Annotated in this window: 19 protein-coding genes; 13 read left to right on the forward strand and 6 right to left on the reverse strand. The window is 71.4% G+C overall.

Annotated features, from left to right (window positions below):
- Positions 1–4: 4 nt before the first annotated feature.
- Positions 5–3,547, reverse strand: a complete 3,543-nt coding sequence (locus ABZ272_RS09330) for an adenylate/guanylate cyclase domain-containing protein (RefSeq protein ID WP_355049415.1) — start codon at positions 3,545–3,547, stop codon at positions 5–7.
- Between the two features lie 148 nt (positions 3,548–3,695).
- Between ABZ272_RS09330 and ABZ272_RS09335 the strand changes: the two genes are divergently transcribed.
- Entirely contained in the window at positions 3,696–3,893 is a 198-nt protein-coding gene (locus ABZ272_RS09335; protein WP_355049416.1) for a hypothetical protein, read from the forward strand.
- A gap of 95 nt (positions 3,894–3,988) precedes the next feature.
- Here ABZ272_RS09335 and ABZ272_RS09340 read toward each other — a convergent pair whose 3' ends face one another.
- Entirely contained in the window at positions 3,989–4,681 is a 693-nt protein-coding gene (locus ABZ272_RS09340) for a Crp/Fnr family transcriptional regulator (RefSeq protein WP_007463121.1), read from the reverse strand.
- 113 nt (positions 4,682–4,794) lie between these two features.
- Here ABZ272_RS09340 and ABZ272_RS09345 point away from each other — a divergent pair, with 113 nt between their 5' ends.
- The 8 genes from ABZ272_RS09345 to ABZ272_RS09380 all read left to right on the forward strand — a co-directional run bounded on the left by ABZ272_RS09345 (position 4,795) and on the right by ABZ272_RS09380 (position 11,258).
- Positions 4,795–4,974, forward strand: coding sequence for a hypothetical protein (locus ABZ272_RS09345; RefSeq protein WP_355049417.1), 180 nt, complete (start codon positions 4,795–4,797; stop codon positions 4,972–4,974).
- Between the two features lie 11 nt (positions 4,975–4,985).
- On the forward strand, positions 4,986–5,483 hold the full coding sequence (locus ABZ272_RS09350; protein WP_355049613.1) for a polyadenylate-specific 3'-exoribonuclease AS: 498 nt from the start codon (positions 4,986–4,988) through the stop codon (positions 5,481–5,483).
- A 77-nt stretch (positions 5,484–5,560) separates the two neighbouring features.
- A complete protein-coding gene (locus ABZ272_RS09355; protein ID WP_355049418.1) occupies positions 5,561–6,064 on the forward strand; it encodes a pyridoxamine 5'-phosphate oxidase family protein in 504 nt (167 codons plus the stop codon).
- Between the two features lie 158 nt (positions 6,065–6,222).
- Positions 6,223–7,251 carry a 6-phosphofructokinase gene (locus ABZ272_RS09360; protein WP_355049614.1) on the forward strand — a complete coding sequence of 343 codons (1,029 nt, stop codon included), beginning with the start codon at positions 6,223–6,225 and terminating at the stop codon, positions 7,249–7,251.
- A gap of 94 nt (positions 7,252–7,345) precedes the next feature.
- Positions 7,346–8,164, forward strand: coding sequence for a pyrroline-5-carboxylate reductase (proC, locus tag ABZ272_RS09365; RefSeq protein ID WP_355049419.1), 819 nt, complete (start codon positions 7,346–7,348; stop codon positions 8,162–8,164).
- Between the two features lie 763 nt (positions 8,165–8,927).
- On the forward strand, positions 8,928–10,187 hold the full coding sequence (locus ABZ272_RS09370) for a hypothetical protein (protein ID WP_355049420.1): 1,260 nt from the start codon (positions 8,928–8,930) through the stop codon (positions 10,185–10,187).
- 48 nt (positions 10,188–10,235) lie between these two features.
- Entirely contained in the window at positions 10,236–10,655 is a 420-nt protein-coding gene (locus tag ABZ272_RS09375) for a hypothetical protein (protein WP_355049421.1), read from the forward strand.
- 252 nt (positions 10,656–10,907) lie between these two features.
- Entirely contained in the window at positions 10,908–11,258 is a 351-nt protein-coding gene (locus ABZ272_RS09380) for a DUF2203 domain-containing protein (protein ID WP_355049422.1), read from the forward strand.
- Between the two features lie 104 nt (positions 11,259–11,362).
- On the opposite strand, the gene ABZ272_RS09385 is transcribed toward ABZ272_RS09380, so the two are convergent.
- Together ABZ272_RS09385 and ABZ272_RS09390 are read right to left on the reverse strand one after the other, a co-directional pair.
- Entirely contained in the window at positions 11,363–12,031 is a 669-nt protein-coding gene (locus tag ABZ272_RS09385) for a class F sortase (protein ID WP_355049423.1), read from the reverse strand.
- A complete protein-coding gene (locus tag ABZ272_RS09390) occupies positions 12,028–12,882 on the reverse strand; it encodes a DUF4397 domain-containing protein (protein WP_355049424.1) in 855 nt (284 codons plus the stop codon). Before ABZ272_RS09390 ends, ABZ272_RS09385 begins: the two co-directional genes overlap by 4 nt.
- 344 nt (positions 12,883–13,226) lie before the next feature.
- Here ABZ272_RS09390 and ABZ272_RS09395 point away from each other — a divergent pair, with 344 nt between their 5' ends.
- Positions 13,227–14,828 carry a glycosyltransferase 87 family protein gene (locus tag ABZ272_RS09395; RefSeq protein ID WP_355049425.1) on the forward strand — a complete coding sequence of 534 codons (1,602 nt, stop codon included), beginning with the start codon at positions 13,227–13,229 and terminating at the stop codon, positions 14,826–14,828.
- A gap of 25 nt (positions 14,829–14,853) precedes the next feature.
- Here the strand turns inward: ABZ272_RS09395 and ABZ272_RS09400 are convergent, their stop codons facing one another.
- Positions 14,854–15,528 (reverse strand): NADPH-dependent F420 reductase, encoded by a 675-nt coding sequence (locus ABZ272_RS09400; protein WP_355049426.1) that lies wholly within the window; start codon positions 15,526–15,528, stop codon positions 14,854–14,856.
- Between the two features lie 265 nt (positions 15,529–15,793).
- A complete protein-coding gene (locus tag ABZ272_RS09405; RefSeq protein WP_355049427.1) occupies positions 15,794–16,276 on the reverse strand; it encodes a glutathione peroxidase in 483 nt (160 codons plus the stop codon).
- 167 nt (positions 16,277–16,443) lie between these two features.
- Here ABZ272_RS09405 and ABZ272_RS09410 point away from each other — a divergent pair, with 167 nt between their 5' ends.
- From ABZ272_RS09410 to ABZ272_RS09420, 3 genes are all read left to right on the forward strand, one after another.
- A complete protein-coding gene (locus ABZ272_RS09410; RefSeq protein ID WP_355049428.1) occupies positions 16,444–18,084 on the forward strand; it encodes a glycosyl hydrolase family 18 protein in 1,641 nt (546 codons plus the stop codon).
- Positions 18,085–18,265: 181 nt separating this feature from the next.
- Positions 18,266–18,772, forward strand: a complete 507-nt coding sequence (locus ABZ272_RS09415) for a hypothetical protein (RefSeq protein ID WP_355049429.1) — start codon at positions 18,266–18,268, stop codon at positions 18,770–18,772.
- An 87-nt stretch (positions 18,773–18,859) separates the two neighbouring features.
- A complete protein-coding gene (locus tag ABZ272_RS09420) occupies positions 18,860–20,266 on the forward strand; it encodes a class II 3-deoxy-7-phosphoheptulonate synthase (RefSeq protein WP_355049430.1) in 1,407 nt (468 codons plus the stop codon).
- The last annotated feature ends 26 nt before the right edge of the window (positions 20,267–20,292 follow it).

A 20,292-nucleotide genomic window follows, 5' to 3' on the forward strand; every position in this document is an offset into this window, starting at 1 on the left:
TGTCTCAACAGGCGACCGCCGGTCCGGTCGGGCTGATCGGCCGCCCGGTCAGCGCCAGCAGACCCGGCGCGTCGTTGCGCAGCGCGAAGGTGCGCACCTCGGCGCGGGGCGCCCGGGCGCCGGCCGGGTCACCCGCCCGGGTCAGCTCTGCGGCCGCCAGCGCCAGCGCCAGCACCCGGTCGCTCGCGTCCGGAATCCGCCCGTACGTCTCGGCGGCGGCCAGGTGCAGCTCGGCCGCGCGCCGGTGGTCGCCGTCGGCCGCCGCCACCGCCGCCGTCACCGTCCGCAACGCCGCCTCCGACCACGGCGTCCGATGTCCGACCCGGTCCAGCATCGCCCGGACCCGCACCGCGGCATCCCGGCCGGCCAGGGCGCCGGCGTACGCGGCCGCGGCGATCCACTCCCCGCTGGCCAGCGCCGGCACCGCCGACCAGGACCGTTCCAGCTCGTCGATCAGCTCCGCCGCCTCGGCGTGGCGCTCCTGCAACGCCCGACACAGCGCGGCCATGCCCAGCATCGTCCAGCGCAGCCGGTGGAAGCCGCTGCGCCGGGCGGTGGCCAGCGCGTACGCCAGGTCGGCCGGGTCCTCGTCGTCGCGCAGCACGAGCAGGCAGCACCGCAGCCCCCGCACCTGCATGTCCCAACTACCGGTCGGCGTGTCCACGAACGCCTCCGCCGCGGCGAGCAGCCGGCCGAAGTCACCCTCGAACCAGGCCCGCATCGCCTCGGCCGAATAGCTGGTGGTCAGCGTCTGCCCGCTGGCCGTACGCGCCGGAGCAGCCGAGAGCAGGGCGTCCGAGCGCAGCCAGTCGCCCTCCTCGCGGATGGCCCAGGCCAGGTTCTGCGTCGCCCGGGGCAGCGCGAGCAGCTGACCGGCCCGGCTGAACTCGACGATGGCGTGCAACTCGTCCAGGCCGATCCGGTCGCCGGCCTGGTAGCGCGCGGTGGCCGCGGTGATCCGCGCGTTGGTCCGCGTCTCGGTCAGGCCCAGCCGCTCCGCGATCTCCGCCGCGGTGTCCGCCGCCGACACCGCCGGGTCGCGTTCGTAGTTGAGCATGTGCAGGCGGCCCAGCTCGGCGTACGCGTCGGCCTTCTGCGGGCTGTCCGGTAGCTGGTCGAACAGTTGGACCGCGCGATCCAGGCAGGCCAGCGCCTCACCCCGCTCGGCGCGCAGCCACGCCGCCTGGCCGAGCAGCGTCCACGCCCGCGCGGCGCACGCGTCGTCGCCGTGCGCCGCCAGCCGGTCGGCCAGCGCGTGCACCTGCTCCGGCCCGCCGCCGGAGAGGAACGCGTTGCCGTCCCGGTAGAACGAGATCTCCGTGCTCAGCAGCTCCAGTTGCAGCCGGCCCACCGGGTCGCTGTCGTCGGCCAGGCCGAGCGCCCGGCCGGCGTGGCTCGCCGCCGCCTCCAGCCCGTGCAGGGCGTACGCCCGGCGGGCCGCCCGGTGCAGCGCCTGTCGCGCGGGACCCGCGTACCGCTGCATCTGCATGCCGAGGGACCGCGCGATCTCGTGGGCGGCCCAGCGGTGGTGGGCGAGGACCTCGGCCAGGTCGGTGTCCCGGCTCTGGGACAGCGCGTCGAGCCAGTCCGCGGCCCGCTCGTGCCGTGCCACCCGCTCGGTGCGGGGCAGCCGCTGGTAGCAGACGTCGCGTACCAGCACGTGTCGGAACCGGAACTCGGCCTGCCCGGCCATCGTCGACGCGGCCTGCTCGTGCACGAAGTCGCGCTGTTCGAGGCGGCGCAACGCGCGCTCGACCGACTCGACCGGCTGCCCCAGCGCGGCGGCCACCGCGCCCGGCCAGAACTGCACCCCGACCACCGAGGCGGCGAGGAGCACCGCCCGGTCCTTGGCGTCCAGCAGGTCCACCCGGTTGGCGATGACCGAGTGCACGCTCTCCGGCATGGTCAGTTCGAGCTGCTTGTCCAGCGACCAGCCCCGCCCGGACTGGCGCAGCGCGCCCTGCTCGATCAGCATCCGGACGTACTCGTGCGCGTAGAGAGGGTTGCCGCCGGCCACCTCGATGAGCGGCGTCAGCATCTCGGCGGAGAACGCCGCCTGGCCGAACAGATGCGCGTACAGGGCGGCGATGCCGGTGTCACGCAGCGGCGGCAGGGTGATGGTCACCGAACCCGTGATCGTCCCGGCCCAGCTCGGGTCCCGGTCGACCAGCTCCGGACGGGCGGTGCACAGCAGCAGGAGGGGCACCTCACGGGCCGCCGCCCCGAGCAGTTCCACGAAGCGCAGCATCGCGTCGTCGGCCCAGTGCAGGTCCTCGAAGACCAGCACCGTGGGGCGCCGGGCCGCCAACGCCAGCAGGAACCGCCGCCACGCCGACTCCGCCTCCTCGGCCGGCAGCGGCGTGCCGGGCAGCCCGACCAGCGGACGCAGCGCGTCGACCACCCGGTCGCGCTCACCCGGCCCGATCAGCTCTCCGACGGCGGTGCCCAGCCGCTGGGCCGCGCTGGCGGCCGGGTCGGTGTCCAGGATGCCGGCCTCGGACTTGACGATGTCGGCGAGCGCGGCGAACGTGACGTTCTCGCCGAACGGCGGGCAGCGTCCCGTCCGCCACGTCAGCGGCTCGTCCACCAGCCGGCCGGTGTGCCGGTACAGCTCGCGCAGCAGCCGGCTCTTGCCGATGCCGGCCCGGCCGAAGATCGTCACCACCTGGGGCAGCCGGTCACGCAGGGACCGGTGCAGGGCGTTGACCAGCATCCCCAGCTCGTGCTCGCGGTCCACCAGGGGCGTGGTGTCCGGCTCCCGATCGGTGGGCTGACGGCGCAGAGGGGACAGGGCGAGCCACACCTCGGTGGGTGAGGAGCGCCCGCGCAGGGTGACCGGGGGCTGCTCCTCGTAGCGGATCGCGTCCTTGGTCAGGGCGTGCGTGGTGCCACAGACCAGCACCCCGCCGGGCGGCGCGACCGACTGCATCCGCGAGGCCGTGTTCACCACGTCACCGGCCACGATGGCCTGCCCACCGTCGCGGGCGGCGGCCACGTCGACGAGGGCCTCACCGGTGGCCACCCCCACCCGGAAGCGCATCTCGGTGCTGCCCGTCGGCGCGAACCGGGTGAGCACCCGTTGCAGCTCCAACCCCGCCCGTACGCAGCGCAGCGCGTCGGTCTCGGTGGCGATCGGCGCGCCGAAGAGCGCCATCACGGCGTCACCGATGTACTTCTCCACCACCCCGCCGTACTGGCCGACCACCCGACGGGCTGCCGAGAAGAAGCCCGTCTGCATGCCGCGGACCTGCTCCGGATCGGCGCGCTCGACGTACGGGGTGAAGTCGATGAGGTCGACGAAGAGCACGCTTACCCGCCGGCGGTCCTCCTGCGGGGTGACCGTGGCGGTCCGGTCCGTGCCCGGCCGGGGCGACCCGCACGAGGTGCAGAACGCGACGTCCGAGGCGAGCGGACGAAGGCAGTGCGGGCAGACAGCACCCAGCTCGGCGCCGCAGCCACCGCAGAAGCGGTCACCGTCGGCGGCCGTGCGTCCACAGCGCCCACACTGCGCGGCGATGACACACCCTCCACTGGCGATACCGGCCACGCCCCCAGCGCCGCCGCCCGCAAGGAGTATCGCCGCCGGAAGGGCTGTCGGGTACCGGCCTGTTGGTTTGTGGACAGTCCACCAACGGCTTGAGCGACTACATTCAGTCCGCCACATCTTCGATCAGCGACCAGAGGGGGACAGGTCAATGGTGTACGTCAAGCTGGAGAGTGACTGGACCGACGGCAACGGCGTCAGTCACTCGGCGGGCGAGTCCGTGGACGTCGACGCCGCCACGCTCGCCACGCTGCAGGCCGAGGGGATCGTCAGCGAGCAGTCCACCGGCTCGGGCGGCGACAGCAAGGGCCCGAACAAGTGGGCCGGCCCGGGCAGCCCCGGAGTCTGAACCGCACGTCGGTGACACAGCGCAACGGCCGGGCCGCCCGTGGGCGGCCCGGCCGTTGCGGATGTACGCCCCGCGTTCGGGGACGGTGGGGCAGCTCAGCGGTCGTTCATGCCCGCCCGGCGGCGCAGCGCGGCGACGTCCGTGACGACGATCCGGCGCCCCTCGGTCCGCAGCCAGCCGCGGCTGGCGAAGGAACCGATCGCCTGGTTGACGCTCTGCCGGGAACCACCGGCCATCTCGGCCAACTGGCTCTGGTTCAACTCGATCGTGATCATCGGTGCCTGGCTCTCGCCGGCCAGCCGGACCAGCGTCTTGGCGACCCGACCCGGCAGATCGAGGAAGACGTGGTCGGCGTTCTGCTCGGTGAGCCGGCGGATCAGCCCGCCCAGCGACCGCATCACCGCGTCCAGGATGCGTGGGTTGGAGTGCACCAGCTCCATGAACGCGCCCCGGGAGAGCGCGAGCGCCGCGCAGTCCTCGATGGCCTCGGCCGACGCGGAGCGCGTGGAGGCGTCCAGTAGGGAGACCTCGCCCAGCACGTCCGGCGGACGGATCACCGACAGCACCGCCCGCTCGCCGGTCGGCGCGGTGCGGAACACGGCGACCGCGCCCCGGCGCAGCACGATGAGCGACTCGCCCGGGTCGTTCTCGACGAACAGCAGCTGACCCTTGCGGTAGGTGCGCGGAACGGCGGCCGCGATGACCCGCTGCCGCACCTCGGGCTCCAGGCCAGCGAACATCTCGACACCCGTGAGCGCGTCACCCGGCTCCGGCAGGCGCATCTCCACGGCCCAACCCCTCCCCGGTCATGGACCACACAATCGCTCACCGGGTGAACCTGATGGCCCTGACGAGGTGAACTGACACCGGTTCGGCATCCGGTAGCGGTACACATCAGATCATGACGGTCCGGTCGCTTGCTGTACACCCCTCGAAGCACTTCCGTGACCGTCGCGAGCTGCGGCGTACCCCCTGGGGCGTCGCCGAAGCGGCGTCGGCGGCCCGGGTCGCCGCCGGCCCACGGCGGACCGGCCGGGCTCGCACCCGGCCCCGCCGCGCGGCGGCGGACGGCGGTGGGTGAGGATGTCCGGAATGGTCTACCGCTACTTCTACGACTGCGAGTTCATCGAGGACGGCCGGATCGTCGACCTCGTCTCGATCGGTGTCGTCGACGAGTACGGCCGCGAGTTCTACGCGGTCTCCACCGAGTTCGACGACTCCCGAGCCGTGCCCTGGGTCCGACGGAACGTCCTGGACCGGCTGCCGTCGCCGGCCGACCGGGCCTGGCGCTCGCGGGAGCGCATCCGTGACGACCTGTACGACTTCCTCCTGGAGCCCGTCCGGGACCGGCCGGCCGAGCAGTTGGAGCTGTGGGCCTGGTACGCGGCGTACGACCATGTGGTCCTCGCCCAGCTCTGGGGGGCGATGCCGGCGCTGCCCCGGGAGATTCCCCGGTTCACGAAGGATCTGCGGCAGCTCTGGGACGACCGGGGTCGGCCGACCCTGCCGGACGCGGACGCGGCCCGGCACGACGCCCTGGTCGACGCCCGGCACAACCTGGCCCGGTGGCGGGCGATGACGGCGCGCTGAGCGATGGTCGTACGTCTGTAGGTTTGACCGGTTCTGTCCCGGGCAACGGTTCGTCAGTCGAGCCGAGGGAGATTGCCATGAGCAACGATCCGACCAGCGTCGCCGACGCCCGGGCGCGGGTCACCGAACTGATCCGCGCCGCACGGATCTGCATGCTCACCACCATCGCGCTGGACGGGCGGCAGGTGAGCCGGCCGATGGGGCTGCAGGAGGCCGAGTTCGACGGGGACCTCTGGTTTTTCGCCTACACCGACTCGGCCAAACTGCGCCAGATCCGGGTGAATCCGGAGGTCAACGTCGCCTTCTCCGACCAGAGGCACAACTCCTGGGTCTCGGTCTCGGGGACCGCCAGTGAGAGTTCCGACACCGAGCGCGCGAAGCGGCTCTGGAACCCGCTGCTCAGGACCTGGTTCCCGGACGGGCTGGACACTCCCGGCCTGACCCTGATCAAGGTGCACGCCAGCTCCGCCGAGTACTGGGACTCGCCGAGCAGCACCGTGGTCAACCTGCTCGGCTTCGCCAAGGCCGCCGTCACCGGCCGTCCGCCGTCACCCGGCGAGAACCGTGAGGTGACCTACTGAGCCGCCGCTCCCGGGGCGCGCTGTCGTCGCGCGCGCAGGCCGACTACAGTGCGCAGTGACGGCCCGCCCCGGGCCGGCAACGGCGCCGATGGTCTGACCTGACACATACCCTGGGGCATATCGGGCTTTACCTGATGCTCCAGGAGGATGAGCGGATCATGCGTATCGGCGTGCTCACCGGCGGCGGCGACTGCCCGGGTCTCAATGCGGTCATCCGGGCGGTGGTCCGCAAGGGCGTCGCCACTTACGGTCACGAGTTCGTGGGCTTCCGGGACGGCTGGAAGGGCCCGCTGGAGGGTCTGTCCCGCCCGCTGGGCATCGCCGACGTGCGCGGCATCCTGCCCCGGGGCGGCACCATCCTCGGCTCGTCCCGCACCAACCCGTTCAAGATCGAGAACGGCGTCGAGCGGATCAAGGACAACCTCGCCGAGCAGGGCGTGGACGCGCTGATCGCGATCGGCGGCGAGGACACCCTCGGCGTGGCCACCAAGCTGCACGAGCTGGGCGTGAATGTCATCGGTGTGCCGAAGACGATCGACAACGACCTCGGCGCCACCGACTACACCTTCGGCTTCGACACCGCGGTCAACATCGCGATGGAGGCCATCGACCGCCTGCACACGACCGCGGAGAGCCACCACCGCACCCTGGTCGTCGAGGTCATGGGCCGGCACGCCGGCTGGATCGCCCTGCACGCCGGCCTGGCCGGTGGTGCGAACGTGATCCTGCTGCCCGAGCGGCAGTTCGACGTCGAGCAGGTCGCCGGCTACGTCGAGAAGCGCTTCCAGCACCAGTACGCCCCGATCGTCGTGGTCGCCGAGGGCGCCCAGCCGCTCGACGGCCAGATGGTGCTGCACAACCAGGAGCTGGACGCGTTCGGCCACGTCCGCCTCGGCGGCATCGGCCAGTGGCTCGCCGAGCAGCTGGAGGCCAAGACCGGCAAGGAGGCCCGCACCGTGGTGCTGGGTCACATCCAGCGCGGTGGCACCCCGACCGCCTTCGACCGGGTCCTCGCCACCCGCCTCGGCCTGCAGGCCATCGACGCCGCCAACGACGGCGACTGGGGCAAGATGGTCGCGATGCAGAGCACCGACATCGTCCGGGTGCCCCTCGCCGAGGCCACCCGCGAGCTGAAGACCGTGCCGCTGGAGCGGTACCAGGAGGCCGAGGTCTTCTTCGGCAGCTGAGGTGTAAGGAAGGGCCCCCTCTTAACGCGTGGCGTATAGCAGGGGGCCCTTGCTAACAGTCGACCGTTAGCAAGTCGACCGACGAGGAGGCATGGTGGGCGGGCACACGGTTGCGGTGATCGGCGCGGGCAAGATCGGCGAGTTGATGCTCTCCGGCCTGCTGCGCTCGGGATGGCCGGTGGAGAGGCTGCTCGCCACGGCGCGCCGACCGGACCGCGCGCAGGAGCTGTCCGACCGCTACGGCGTCCGGGTGGTGGACAACCTCAGCGCGGTGGAAGAGGCCGACGTGCTGGCCGTCTCGGTCAAGCCCCAGGACGCCGCCGCGCTGCTGGACGAGATCGGCCCGAAGGTGCCCGCCGACAAGCTGGTCATCTCGCTCTGTGCCGGGCTGCCCACCAGCTTCTTCAACCGCCGGCTGCCCGACGGCACCCCCGTGGTCCGGGTCATGACCAACACCCCGGCGTTGGTCGACGAGGCGATGACGGCCATCTCCGCCGGGGAGTACGCCACCGGTGCGCACCTGAGCCTGGCCGAGGAGATGTTCAAGCCCCTCGGTCAGACCATCCGGGTGCCCGAGTCGCAGCAGGACGCGGTCACCGCGCTCTCCGGCTCCGGCCCGGCCTACTTCTACCTGCTGGTGGAAGCCATGATCGACGCCGGGATCCTGCTCGGTCTGCCGCGCCAGGTGGCGCACGAGCTGATCGTGCAGACCGCCATCGGGTCCGCCGTGATGCTGCGCGACTCCGGCGAGCACCCGGTCAAGCTGCGTGAGGCGGTCACCTCGCCCGCCGGCACCACCATCTCGGCGATCCGTGAGCTGGAGAAGCACGGCGTCCGCGCGGCGCTGCTCGCCGCGCTGGAGGCGGCCCGGGACCGCGCCCGCGAGCTGGCCGCCCAGTCGGAGCGTAGTTGAGCTTTCGCTCGCCCCGATGCCCGACGAAATGGCCCATGCGCTTGGGCAGGATGTTCTCGAGCGACGAAGTCGACCCTCAAGTCCTAACGCGTGCCCGTCCGTGTCTGACTAGCCGACCCGCCGACGCGAGTGTTGGACGGTCCACTGGGCGCTGCGCACTCGATCTGCTGCGGTGTACGCCATTTCCGTCAGCCAGCCTGGCGGATTTGCCATAAGAGGTCCAGGTGGGTCGAGGATCCACCCTTCTGAGCCGAGCTCGTCGAACGTGGCAAGTCCAGAACCCTGTAAGACACGGTCTCCCAAACGGGTCTGGAAAACGCACACAGGATCCTTCCTCTCACCGCCGAAAAACTGCGGATACACCGTGAGCAGCTTGCCGTACTCCCATCGCTCCATCTGGGCAGTCTCGCCATCACCGACTGCCCCGCGGGCCAAGTGTCGCGTCACCGACAGACATGAGCGACTCCCATGTGTGTGCAAGCAGGCAAAATGATGAATCGACCTTCTGTGGAGGCCGAACCTCAGTCGACCTCAAGAGAAGCCGGCCACAGGCGCAGCATTGTGTCTCCGAGAATGGCTTCGATGGCGGCGTTGAATCTGAATCTTCCAGCTAATGGAGACCTCAGTGACGAGCGAAGAGCAGGCAAACCAAGTTGGGGATGGTCCACTGCTGCCCCGCCCAGGGCTTGACGGCGCGCCGCCGGCGGTCCCCGGCCAGCCGCTAGCGGACGACGTGGGTCTTAGGTCTGGCGGCCCTGTCCGGATGAGCGTCGAAGCCAGCGGCTCTGCCCAGGTGGTGCAAGCGTTCCGTGATGCCTACGTCACCTTCGGCAAAGATCGGACCGAGGCGCAAGCGCTGATGGGAATGCCGGCTCAGGCAGCAGCAGAGGCGCTCCTGGCCATGGACGACGCCGAGGCGGCAGCGATCATCGCCGAGATGGATGAGTCGGCGGCAGTGCGTCGCCTTGAGTTGCTGCCGGCCGCCCGGGCCGCCCGTCTGCTGGTGTTGATGGACGAGCGGCTCTCCGCTAGGCGGCTTCTCAAATTGTCCGTCGACCACGGAGCGTCTGTGCTCGCCTGCATCCCCGCCACGCACGCCGGCGGCATGCTCGCCGAGATCTCCCAGTCCCACCTGGCGATGCTGGTCACGGCGATGCCGTTGCGGCTGGCGGCGGCTCAGATCACCGCTCTGCCGGCGGCTAACTCCTCGGCTGTGTTGGCGATTCTGCCCGTATCGCGGGCTGCGGATCTGTTGCTGGCCGTGCCCGATGAGACCGCAGCCGCGATGCTGACCGCACTTCCGGCGCACCATACAGCCCAGATCCTGGAGTCTGTGGGCGACGTCGGTGCACTCGTTGGCCTGACGGCAAGGGTGCCGAACAGCATGCTCGTTGCTGTCCTCGGCCGACTTCGCCCTGATCGCGCAGCCGCGATCTTTTCCGTGCTGCCGGACTCTACGGTGCGTTCGTTGCTGGCCGCGCTGCCGGGTCGGCGCTGCGCTGAACTCCTGGCGCCGTTGCCGATCCAGCGAGTGATGTCGCTCCTGAGCGAGGCGCAGGTTGTAGAGGTGGCACCGCTATCACCGGTGGCACGCGCTGTGGAGATGGTGACCCGGCTGCCAAAGCGTTCGCTGATTCAGGCGACCGCGGTGTTGCCGGGCGAGACCGCTGCGGCTGTGCTGGCAGAGCTTCCGGCCGCGACAGTCTCGCGGGCCCTCGACGCCATGTCCGACGAAATGGTGGTCGAGACGGTGACCCATCTGCCCATCACCCTCGTCTGTGATGTGTTGGGCAGCCTGCCGGTGGATCTTCTCGGCACCGCTTTTGGCCGGATGCCGATCCGGAAAGCATCGCGGGTCCTGTCGCGGATCTCGCTTGACCTTGCGGCGGTCGTGGCGGAGGCGATGCCGGCCCGCCAGGCCGCCGAGGCTCTTGAAGTGATGCAACCTTACGGCAGGTCGGTCGAGGTGATGCGCCGGATGACAGCCGAGAGCCGTCGGGGCGTCCGAGCTTGCATGCGTTGAAGCGCAATGATCCCGGCGTTGACGGACGTACACGATTGGGGAAAGTGAATGGACGAGCAGTTGCTCGAATTGGCAACAACTGCGGGTAACGCCGTAGTCACGCTACTGGCGACCGACGCATGGCAGACGGCAAAGTCGGCCATGGTGTCGCTCTGGGGCGTTGCTCACCCACAGCGCGTGGAGGTGATAGCCGGCGAGCTCGACGATGCCCGTGCCGCGCTCCTGGCGGGCCGACGGTCAGATGGTCCGATTGTCGAGGAAGAGCTGGCCGGAGAGTGGAGGGGTCGTCTGCGACGGTTGCTCGCCGCTGACCCTGGCTTAGCGGACGAGCTCAAGCGGCTCCTAGACGAGCAGCTCGCGCCGGCAGTGCGCGACGCCGGAGTGGCCGTGGTAAGCCAGCGAGCCCGCGCAGAGGGTAACGCCCGCATCTACATGTCGGGACGAGATTTGAGCGTTAACGAACGCTGAGGGCTGGCTGCCCCGAGCGCTCCTGAACCATGGGGGAACGGCGGAGCCCGTGTAAGTTTCTGCGGCGCGGCGCGGCGCGGCGCGGCACGAGGACGGTTGACCGGGCGGTGGCTCCTGCGGAGCGCGCAAGACAGACATCGGTCGGCGCGATCACTGGGACGTGATCATGGTCGATCGGTCGGCGATACGCCTTCCAACTGATGGTCGAACCACGGGCAGCTCGACGGGGCCGCCGTGGCGCATACTGGCGGCGTGTTCACTCTCGCCCAGGCCCGGCACCTGGTGGCCACCCTGCAGCCGCGTGTCGACGAGCTGATCCGTGTCCGCGCCGACCTGGCCGAGCTGCGCGTCGACCTGGCCGACCACGGCGTCAGCGCGCTCGGCGGGCTGGCCGAGGTCAAGGGGCTGGAGGCCCGGCTGCACGCCGTCGTCGACGAGCTGCACCAGCACGAGATCCAGGTCAAGGGCATCGCGCCGGTGCTGCTCGACTTCCCGGGCGAGCGCGAGGGCCGCGCCGTTCTCTGGTGCTGGCTGGAGGGCGACTCCGACGTGCGGTGGTACCACCGCGCCGAGTGCGGCTTCGCCGGCCGTCGTCCGCTCTGACCGTCCCGCGCCGCCGCGCCGTTGATCCACTCGGGTTCATGGAAACCGCGGGGTCCGCTTGCGTCGGATGCCGCGATTTCCTGGAACCCGAGTCGATCAAACCCTCAGCCCGCCGCAAACGTCGGCAGGACTGGCCCGGGGGCGTCGAGGATCGCGAACACCACCACGTTGTCCCGGTAGTGCCCACGCTCCCGGTCGAAGTCACCCCCGCAGGTGACGAGGCGCAGCTCCGGTCCGGGTGTCGGGCCGTAGACCGTGGCCGTCGGAAACTCGTCCTTGCGGGTGCGCAGCGACCCGGTCACCCGGAACGACAGCCACCGCCCGTCGCGCCACACCTGGACGCGGTCACCGGAGCGCAGCTCGTCGAGCCGGGCGAAGACCGCCGGGCCGCGCCGCGAGTCCAGGTGTCCGGCGAGCAAGGCCGGACCGGTGTCGCCGGGGGCGGGGCCGCCCCCGTACCAGCCGGCCGTGTCGAAGTCGGCCGGCGGAACGAGCGCCCCGGCGCGGTCCAGGCCCAGCACCGTGAGCGCCGAGTCGACGCCGATGCGGGGCACCCGTACCCGGGTGGGTGGACCCTGTGGTCGCGGCGACGCGGCCACCGACGCACAGCCGTCGGCGCAGCCGGGGTGCCAGCTCGCGACCGGGGGCGGGCCGGTCGTCGCGAGCCCGACGCCGCTGCCGGCGGCCAGGCAGACCGCCGCGCCGGCCGCGACCAGCGCGGCCAGCGGCGCCCGACGGTCGCGGTGCCGTCGGATGGCGGGCCCGATGCTCACCAGGTGGTGCGCCGCCGCCGACGCCAGAGCAGGAGGCTCACCGCCACGGCCGCCGCGGCCACCGCGCCGGCCACCAGGGGGTACGCCCCGAGCCCGCGCCCGGCCGTGCCACCCGCGCCGGTCTCCACCCCACCCGCCGGTACGACGGTGCCGCCCTCGGCGTCCTGGCGCAGCTCGGCGCTGAGCCCACCCTGCCGGTCGTCGAGGACCAGCAGCGAGTAGACGGCGCCGCCGGTGAGGCGTACCTCGGTGTCGGTGCTCGGACCGCCCGCGCCGGTCAGCCGCAGCTTCCAGGTGCCCGGCTCGACCTGTTGGTAGTCGGTGGTGGTGGCGAACTGCACGCCGTCGGCGATCCTCGGGCCGTCGGGGGCGGCCACGTCGAGGACGGGCGTACGCACCGACGCCTGCACCACGCGTACCTTGGCCCGGCCCTGCGTGGGAGCGCTCAGGTCGTCGGTGAGCACCCGCAGCCCCAGGTCGGCGTGCCGCCCGACACCGGCCACCGTGTACGCGCCGCCACTTCGCACCGCGACCTCGGTGGTGAGCACCGGCGGATCGCTGGCGGGCGTGCCGGCCTCGCGCATCGCCACCGCGTACCGGCCCGGGGGCAACTGGAGATAGTCGGAGACCACGCCGTAGCCGACGCCGGGAAAGACCCTCGGCTTCGCGGCGTCGGGGGCGGCGAGGTAGACGTCCACCGCCGGTGTGTCGGGGGAGAGGTGGGCCAGTCGGACGTACCCGACGCTGGCCGCGTCGGCCGACGCCGGGATCGCGGCAGCGAGGGAGGTGCCGAGCAGGAGCGCGCCGGCACCGGCCAGCAGCCGGCGGGACGCGGTACGGAGCGTGTGCATGTCGCCTCCGAGGCACGTGCGGTGAGCGGGCGGCAACCCACCGACAGAGTCCCGTGCGTGAGACTCTCGCGCAAGTTGTACACGCGATGTTTCTCCCCGCCGCGCCGTCGGAAGCTGCCTGTGCCGGATGCTGCCTGTGCTGCCCGTGCCGGCTGCGGGCCGTGCTGCGGGCCGCAAGATCGTGCTCGATCCAGGATGTAGTGGCCTCGGTGTCGGGAGGATGCCACTGGATCCATGATCGAGCGCGATCTTGCCGCTCGGCGAGGGATGGTCCTGAATCTGGAGCGCGAGGGCCAGCGGCAGACGCGGCCTTCGCTCGTCTCGCGTTCGCCTATTCTCGGGCGATGCGGGATCGACGTGTGGCGCTGGTCTGGGCGGTCTTCGTCGTCGTCGCGACGGTGTCCTGTGTGCTCGTGTCGACCCGTGACGATCGGCTCTCCGACCTGCACATCTACTACGGCGCACTGTCCGATCTGCACGCCGGTCGGCCGCTGTACGAGTACCGCGCCGCGAACGGCGGGCCGTTCACCTATCCGCCGTTCGCCGCTCTCGTGCTGGGGCCGATCACTCTCGTGGGTGAGGGCGTACTCCAGGGGATCTGGCTGGTCGCGACGTGCGCGGCGGTCGTCGCCGTCGCCGGGATGGTCGGTGTCGCGCTGAGCGACGATCGGTCCCGCCGCCCGTTGGTCGTCGCGATGGCCGCCACGGTCCTGATGCTCTCGGCGCCGGTGCAGAGCAACCTGCGGTTCGGGCAGGTCAGCATCTTCGTCGTGCTGCTGGCACTGCTGGACGGCATGGGCGTCGTCCCGCCACGGCTGCGGGGAGTGCTCGTCGGGGTGGCGGCGGCGATCAAGCTGACCCCGCTGCTGTTCGTCGTCTACTTCCTCGCCACCGGGCGCTACCGCGACGCCGGGCGTGCCGCGGCGACCTTCGTGGCCTGCGCCGGGCTGGCGGCGCTCGTGCTGCCCGGCGAGAGCTGGATCTACTGGACCGAGGCCGTCCGGCAGACCTCGCGGATCGGCAACCTGGCCTCGCTGGGCAACCAGTCGGTGCACGGGATGCTGTTGCGCGTCGGGGTCGACGAGGCGACCCTGCCCCTGCTCTGGGCCGCTCTGGTCGCGGTGATCTGCGGGGTGGCGCTCCTTCGCGCCCGCCAGTTGGCCGCGCGGGGCCGTCCCGGCCACGCCGCCGTGCTCGTGGGCTGCGCCACGGTGGCCGCGTCCCCGGTGTCCTGGACCCACCACCAGGTGTGGCCGGTGCTCGCCGCGATGTTGCTGGTCGGCGCGTCCGGCATCACCCAGCGGGTGGCCGGCGCGGCGCTGCTCGCCGCCATGGTCGTCTCACTGGGGGCGGTCCTCGGGCCGGTGTCGGCGCGTCCGGGCGTGCAGTTCCTGTTCGAGAACGCCCGTACCGTCGGCACGTGCCTGCTGTGCCTGGCCGGCTTCGGTGGCGTCGCGGTCGCCGCCGCGCGGGGCAGCCGTCGCCCCGCCGCTCGGCGGGCCTGGCTGCGGGTGGGCGTCACGTCCGCCGTGGCTCTCGCCTTCTTCGCCGTACAACCGCTGCCCGCCGGGGCGGACCCGACGTTCAAGGCGTACGCCCTCGACGACGTGGCCAACCCGCGATACTTCTTCGTCTGCCGGGGTCCGGCCGAGTGCGCGGCCTACGCCACCGACGCGCCGGTCACGTTCGGCACCCGGGCGGAGAAGACCAAGGTACGGGTCAACGGTGTGGTCTCCGATCGGGTGGCCCGACTGGAGTACTACTCCGCCCCGGGCGGCGCACCCCGCAGCATCCCCCTGCTGGCGGCCTATCCCGGCACGCGGACGTTCTCGTTCCGGTCGGCCAGCATGGCGCAGGGTCGGCTGGTGGCGTACGACGTCGACGGTCAGCCGATCGCCAGCTACGACGACGAACTGGCGGCCGCCCTCCGGAGGGCCACCCGGTAGGCGGTCACCGGAGGGCGGCGGGTGCTCAGCGGGTGGCGGCGGCCAGGGCCGCGCGCAGCTTCTCGGCGTCGCCCGGCGCCGGGTGCTCCCAGTCGGTCGGGGTGGCGGAGTAGAGCGTGCCGTACGCCGGGGTGTCCGGCTGGTAGCGCCAGCCCTCCGCGAGCGGGCCGACGTCGACCGCGTCGTACCCGATCCGGTCGAGGAAAGCCGTGACCTCGGCCTTCGCGGCAGCGTCGTCGCCGGCGATCGCGAGAGCGCTGCGGTCGGCGGCGCCGGACGGCCGGGCGAGCGCGGCCAGGCCCGTGAAGTAGATGTTGTTGAAGACCTTGACCACCCGCGACTGCGGCAGGTGCCGCTGGAGGAGTTCGCTGCTGGTGGTCTCGCCCGAGTCCAGCTCGGGGAAGTTGCCGTCCCGCTGCGGGTAGTAGTTGTTGGTGTCGATGACGACCTTGCCGGCCAGCGGCTGGACGGGCACCGCCCGGTACGCCTTGAGCGGCACCGTGACCACCACCAGGTCGCCGACCTGCGCCGCCTCCTGCGACGTGCCGGCGCTGGCCCGCTCGCCCAGCTCGTCGACCAGGTCGGTGAGCGTCTCCGGCCCGCGCGAGTTGCTCAGCACCACGTCGTAGCCGGCGGCCACGGCCAGCCGGGCCACGGTGCCGCCGATGTTGCCACTGCCGATCAGTCCCACAGTTGTCATGTTTCTTCCCAACTCCGTCCACCCACGACGCATTCCGGCCGATGCGCGAAGTTGTCCCGGTTACCGCACAACGTACTGCGGACGGCCGTCGCCCGACCGGCCCCCACCCACGTACCACCCGCCGGTGACCACCCTGCCCCCCGGTGGCCGCCCTGCCCCGGTGGCCGCCCTGCCCCGGTGATCAAGAGGTTCGCGTCACCGAATCGCCGATTTCTGACGCGAACCTCTTGATCACCGGGAGGGACCCGGGCCGGGCCGAAGGTCCTTAGGCGGGGAGGATCTTTTCGATGGGGGTGCGGAGGTCGTCGGGCTCGACCGTCGGGGCGAAGCGGCCGGCGACCGTGCCGTCCGGCGCCACCAGGAACTTCTCGAAGTTCCAGCGGACGTCCCCGGTGTGCCCGTCGGCGTCCGGGGTGTCCACCAGCGCCGCGTAGAGCGGGTGCCGGTCGGGCCCGTTGACGTCGACCTTCTCGGTCAGCGGAAACGTCACGCCGTAGTTGACCTGGCAGAAGTCGCTGATCTCGGCGGCGCTGCCCGGCTCCTGCCCGGCGAACTGGTTGCACGGCACGCCGAGCACGACGAGGCCGCGCTCGGCGTACGTGTCGGCGAGGCGCTGGAGGCCGGCGTACTGCGGGGTGAGGCCGCAGCGGGAGGCGACGTTGACGACCAGCAGCGCCTTTCCGCGGTAGCGGGCGAGGTCCGCGGGGCCGCCGTTGAGGGCGCCGATCGGGATGTCGAAGACGGTCATGGCCCGAGGCTACGCGCCAGGTGTGGGGTCGCCCGGGCAGGGCGTGGCGGGCTCGTTCCGCACACCAGGGGAAATCGAAACATGGACATCTTGACGGAGTGATGACGGTGTGAGTACGGTCTCACCATCTCTTTTGGAAAGTTTCCTAACAGTACGGGAGACGCCTCATGAAAAGATCGCTCCGCCGGGCCCTCTGGGCCGGCGCCGTGGTCGCCGTGACCGTCGCGGCGGTGCCGATGACGACCGCGTTCGGCGCCGGCACGGTCACCACCACGTTCGCCAAGGCGCAGGACTGGGGGACCGGTCACGAGACGAAGGTGACCGTGACCAACGGCACCAGCGCCACGGTCGCCACCTGGCGCATCGAGTTCGACCTGCCGTCGGGCACCACCATCAGCAGCGCGTGGGACGCCGACGTCACCAGCAGCGGCAACCACTACGTCGCGGTCAAGAAGAGCTGGGCCGGCGGCCTGGCCCCCGGCGCCTCGTTCAGCTGGGGGTACAACGGCACCGGCGCGTACAAGGCGCCGCTGAACTGCACCGTCAACGGCGCGTCCTGTGGCGGCGGCGGCACCCCGACGACCCCACCGACCACGACCGCGCCGCCGACCACGGCACCCCCGACCACCGCGCCGCCCACGACGGCGCCGCCGACCACCGCGCCCCCGACCACCACCCCGCCGCCGAACACGGGCGGTAAGAAGGTCGTCGGCTACTTCGCCGAGTGGGGCGTCTACGGGCGTAACTACCACGTCAAGAACATCCAGACCAGCGGCTCGGCCGCCAAGCTGACCCACATCCTGTACGCCTTCGGCAACACCACGGGTGGTCGCTGCACCATCGGCGACCCGTACGCCGACTACGACAAGGCGTACACGGCGGCGGAGAGCGTGGACGGCGTCGCCGACACCTGGGACCAGCCGCTGCGCGGCAGCTTCAACCAGCTGCGCAAGCTCAAGGCGCTCAACCCGCACCTCAAGGTGATCTGGTCGTTCGGTGGCTGGACCTGGTCCGGCGGCTTCACCCAGGCCGCGCAGAACCCGGCCGCGTTCGCCGAGAGCTGCTACAACCTGGTCGAGGACCCGCGCTGGGCGGACGTGTTCGACGGCATCGACGTCGACTGGGAGTACCCCAACGCCTGCGGTCTGAGCTGTGACACCAGCGGCCCGAACGCCTTCAAGAACGTGATCGGCGCGCTGCGGTCGAAGTTCGGCTCCAGCGCTCTGGTGACCGCGGCGATCACCGCGGACGGCAGCAACGGCGGCAAGATCGACGCCACCGACTACGCCGGCGCGATCGGCAACCTCAACTGGCTCATGCCGATGACGTACGACTACTTCGGCGCGTTCAACGCCCAGGGCCCCACCGCCCCGCACTCGCCGCTGACGTCGTACACCGGGATCCCGCAGCAGGGCTTCAACTCCGACGCGGCCATCCAGAAGCTCAAGAGCAAGGGCGTCCCGTCCAGCAAGCTGCTGCTCGGCATCGGCTTCTACGGCCGGGGCTGGACGGGCGTCACGCAGGCCGCGCCGGGCGGCAGCGCCACCGGCGCGGCGCCGGGCACCTACGAGGCGGGCATCGAGGACTACAAGGTCCTCAAGAACACCTGCCCGGCCACCGGCACGATCGCCGGCACGGCGTACGCCAAGTGCGGCAGCAACTGGTGGAGCTACGACACCCCGTCGACTATCAACGGCAAGATGACGTACGCGAAGAACCAGGGCCTCGGTGGCGCGTTCTTCTGGGAGCTCTCCGGCGACACCAGCAACGGTGAGCTCATCGGCGCCATCAAGGGCGGTCTCGGCTGAGCCGAGGGCCGACGCACCACCCACACGGCGGGGAGGGGCCCGCACCGCCCCTTCCCGCCCGTGCCGTAGCGGCCCGGTCGACACCACGCGTCGGCCGGGCCGCCGGCCTTGGGCGGGTCGGGTGCGATATGGCAGACTCGCGGCTCGGCAGGTCTCGATTTCCCGTTCGACGGAGGTGGTCATGCGCGCGACCCACCGTGGGCTGGCGATGACCGCCGCCGCGTTCGTGCTGCTCCCGGCCGCCCTTGCCGGCTGCGGGAGCGGCGGCGACGACGCCGACAAGCAGACCGCCACGCCCCAGCGGGCGCCCGCCGAGGAGGCTGCCACCCGGTCCCGCGAGCGCGTGCAGGCGTACCTCGACGCGATGACCGCCAAGGACGTCGCCGCCGGCCGCAGTCAACTCTGCGCGGTGTTGCACGCCGGGTTCGACGCCGCGGCCACGGGGCCCAACGGCGACTTCGCCGACCACTTCCAGGTGCCCCAGGCGACCATCACCGACGTCCGGTCCGGTCAGCGCGGCCAGGAGGTCAGCGTCTCGGTCTCGGTCACCGCGGGCAAGAGCAAGGTCACCCGCCCGCTGCTGTTCACCGTCACGCGCGACGGCGGCGACTGGTGCATCGCGAGTGAGGCGCCGGGCGGCAACCGGGCCACCAGCCCCTCACCCGCGTCCCCGTCGCCCGCGTCCTGACCGCCATGGGTGGGATCGACCTCCCACTTGCCGGAACCGTCACCCTCGCCGCCCGGTCACACGCACGGTCGCCGTACGCTTTCTCTCATGCGCCATGAGTGGCATCAGCTGAGCCATCCCGCGGTGGGTAGCCCGGGCCTGCAGACCAGCCGTCCGACCGTCGACTCCGCCGAGGACGCCGCCCTCGGCCTGGACCGCTGGCGGGAGCTGCCCCGTGAGCAGGTCCCACCGTGGTCCGACCCGGCCGCCGTCGCCGAGGTCTGCAAGGTGCTCGACACCGTACCGTCGGTCGTCGCGCCCTACGAGGTGGACCAGCTCCGGCAGAAGCTGGCGCTGGTCTGCGAGGGCAAGGCGTTCCTGCTCCAGGGCGGTGACTGCGCCGAGACCTTCGCCGACAACACCGAGAGCCACCTGCTGGCCAACGCCCGCACCCTGTTGCAGATGGCGATCGTGCTCACCTACGGCGCGTCGCTGCCGGTGGTCAAGGTCGCCCGGGTCGCCGGCCAGTACACCAAGCCCCGCTCGCTGCCGACCGACGCGCGGGGCCTGCCCGCGTACCGCGGCGACATGATCAACTCGCTGGAGGCCGATCCCGCCGCCCGCGTCGCCGACCCGCAGCGCATGATCCGGGCGTACGCCAACTCGGCCGCCGCGATGAACATGCTGCGGGCGTACCTCGCCGGTGGGCTCGCCGACCTGCACGCCGTACACGACTGGAACAAGGGCTTCGTGCGGACCTCCCCGGCGGGGGAGCGCTACGAGGCGATCGCCCGGGAGATCGACCGGGCGTTGGCCTTCATCCGGGCCTGCGGGATGACCGACGACGAGGCGCTGCGGACCGTCACCCTCTACTGCTCCCACGAGGCCCTGGCCCTGGAGTACGACCGGGCGCTCACCCGGGTCTCCGACCGCCGGGCGTACGGGCTGTCCGGGCACTTCCTCTGGGTCGGCGAACGCACCCGGCAGATCACCGGCGCGCACATCGACTTCATCTCCCGGATCGCCAACCCGATCGGCGTCAAGCTCGGCCCGACGACCTCACCGGACGAGGCGATCGAGCTGTGCGAGAAGCTCAACCCGGACAATGTCCCCGGCCGGCTCACGCTGATCAGCCGGATGGGCAACCACCGGGTCCGCGACGCCCTGCCGCCGATCGTCTCCAAGGTCACCGCCTCCGGCGCCAAGGTGGTCTGGCAGTGCGACCCGATGCACGGCAACACCCACGAGTCGTCCAACGGCTACAAGACGCGGCACTTCGACCGGATCGTCGACGAGGTGCTCGGCTACTTCGAGGTGCACCGGAGCCTGGACACCCACCCCGGTGGCATCCACGTCGAGTTGACCGGTGAGGACGTCACCGAGTGCCTCGGCGGCGCCCAGGGCATCGAGGACCTCGACCTGCCCGACCGGTACGAGACTGCCTGCGACCCGCGGCTGAACACCCAGCAGTCGCTGGAGCTGGCCTTCCTCGTGGCGGAGATGCTCCGTGGCTGACGCGAGGAGTGAGCTTGCGAGCCCCG

Source organism: Micromonospora sp. NPDC005979 (genome assembly GCF_040614415.1).
Taxonomy (GTDB): Bacteria; Actinomycetota; Actinomycetes; order Mycobacteriales; family Micromonosporaceae; genus Micromonospora.

Excerpts from the sequence above, each read along its gene's own strand:
- ABZ272_RS09335 (WP_355049416.1), top strand. The coding sequence starts at position 3,696 with ATGGTGTACGTCAAGCTGGAGAGTGACTGGACCGACGGCAACGGCGTC.
- ABZ272_RS09345 (WP_355049417.1), top strand. The coding sequence starts at position 4,795 with ATGACGGTCCGGTCGCTTGCTGTACACCCCTCGAAGCACTTCCGTGAC.
- ABZ272_RS09350 (WP_355049613.1), top strand. The coding sequence starts at position 4,986 with ATGGTCTACCGCTACTTCTACGACTGCGAGTTCATCGAGGACGGCCGG.
- ABZ272_RS09355 (WP_355049418.1), top strand. The coding sequence starts at position 5,561 with ATGAGCAACGATCCGACCAGCGTCGCCGACGCCCGGGCGCGGGTCACC.
- ABZ272_RS09360 (WP_355049614.1), top strand. The coding sequence starts at position 6,223 with ATGCGTATCGGCGTGCTCACCGGCGGCGGCGACTGCCCGGGTCTCAAT.
- ABZ272_RS09370 (WP_355049420.1), top strand. The coding sequence starts at position 8,928 with ATGAGCGTCGAAGCCAGCGGCTCTGCCCAGGTGGTGCAAGCGTTCCGT.
- ABZ272_RS09375 (WP_355049421.1), top strand. The coding sequence starts at position 10,236 with ATGGACGAGCAGTTGCTCGAATTGGCAACAACTGCGGGTAACGCCGTA.
- ABZ272_RS09390 (WP_355049424.1), bottom strand. The coding sequence starts at position 12,882 with ATGCACACGCTCCGTACCGCGTCCCGCCGGCTGCTGGCCGGTGCCGGC.
- ABZ272_RS09395 (WP_355049425.1), top strand. The coding sequence starts at position 13,227 with ATGCGGGATCGACGTGTGGCGCTGGTCTGGGCGGTCTTCGTCGTCGTC.
- ABZ272_RS09400 (WP_355049426.1), bottom strand. The coding sequence starts at position 15,528 with ATGACAACTGTGGGACTGATCGGCAGTGGCAACATCGGCGGCACCGTG.
- ABZ272_RS09405 (WP_355049427.1), bottom strand. The coding sequence starts at position 16,276 with ATGACCGTCTTCGACATCCCGATCGGCGCCCTCAACGGCGGCCCCGCG.
- ABZ272_RS09410 (WP_355049428.1), top strand. The coding sequence starts at position 16,444 with ATGAAAAGATCGCTCCGCCGGGCCCTCTGGGCCGGCGCCGTGGTCGCC.
- ABZ272_RS09415 (WP_355049429.1), top strand. The coding sequence starts at position 18,266 with ATGCGCGCGACCCACCGTGGGCTGGCGATGACCGCCGCCGCGTTCGTG.
- ABZ272_RS09420 (WP_355049430.1), top strand. The coding sequence starts at position 18,860 with ATGCGCCATGAGTGGCATCAGCTGAGCCATCCCGCGGTGGGTAGCCCG.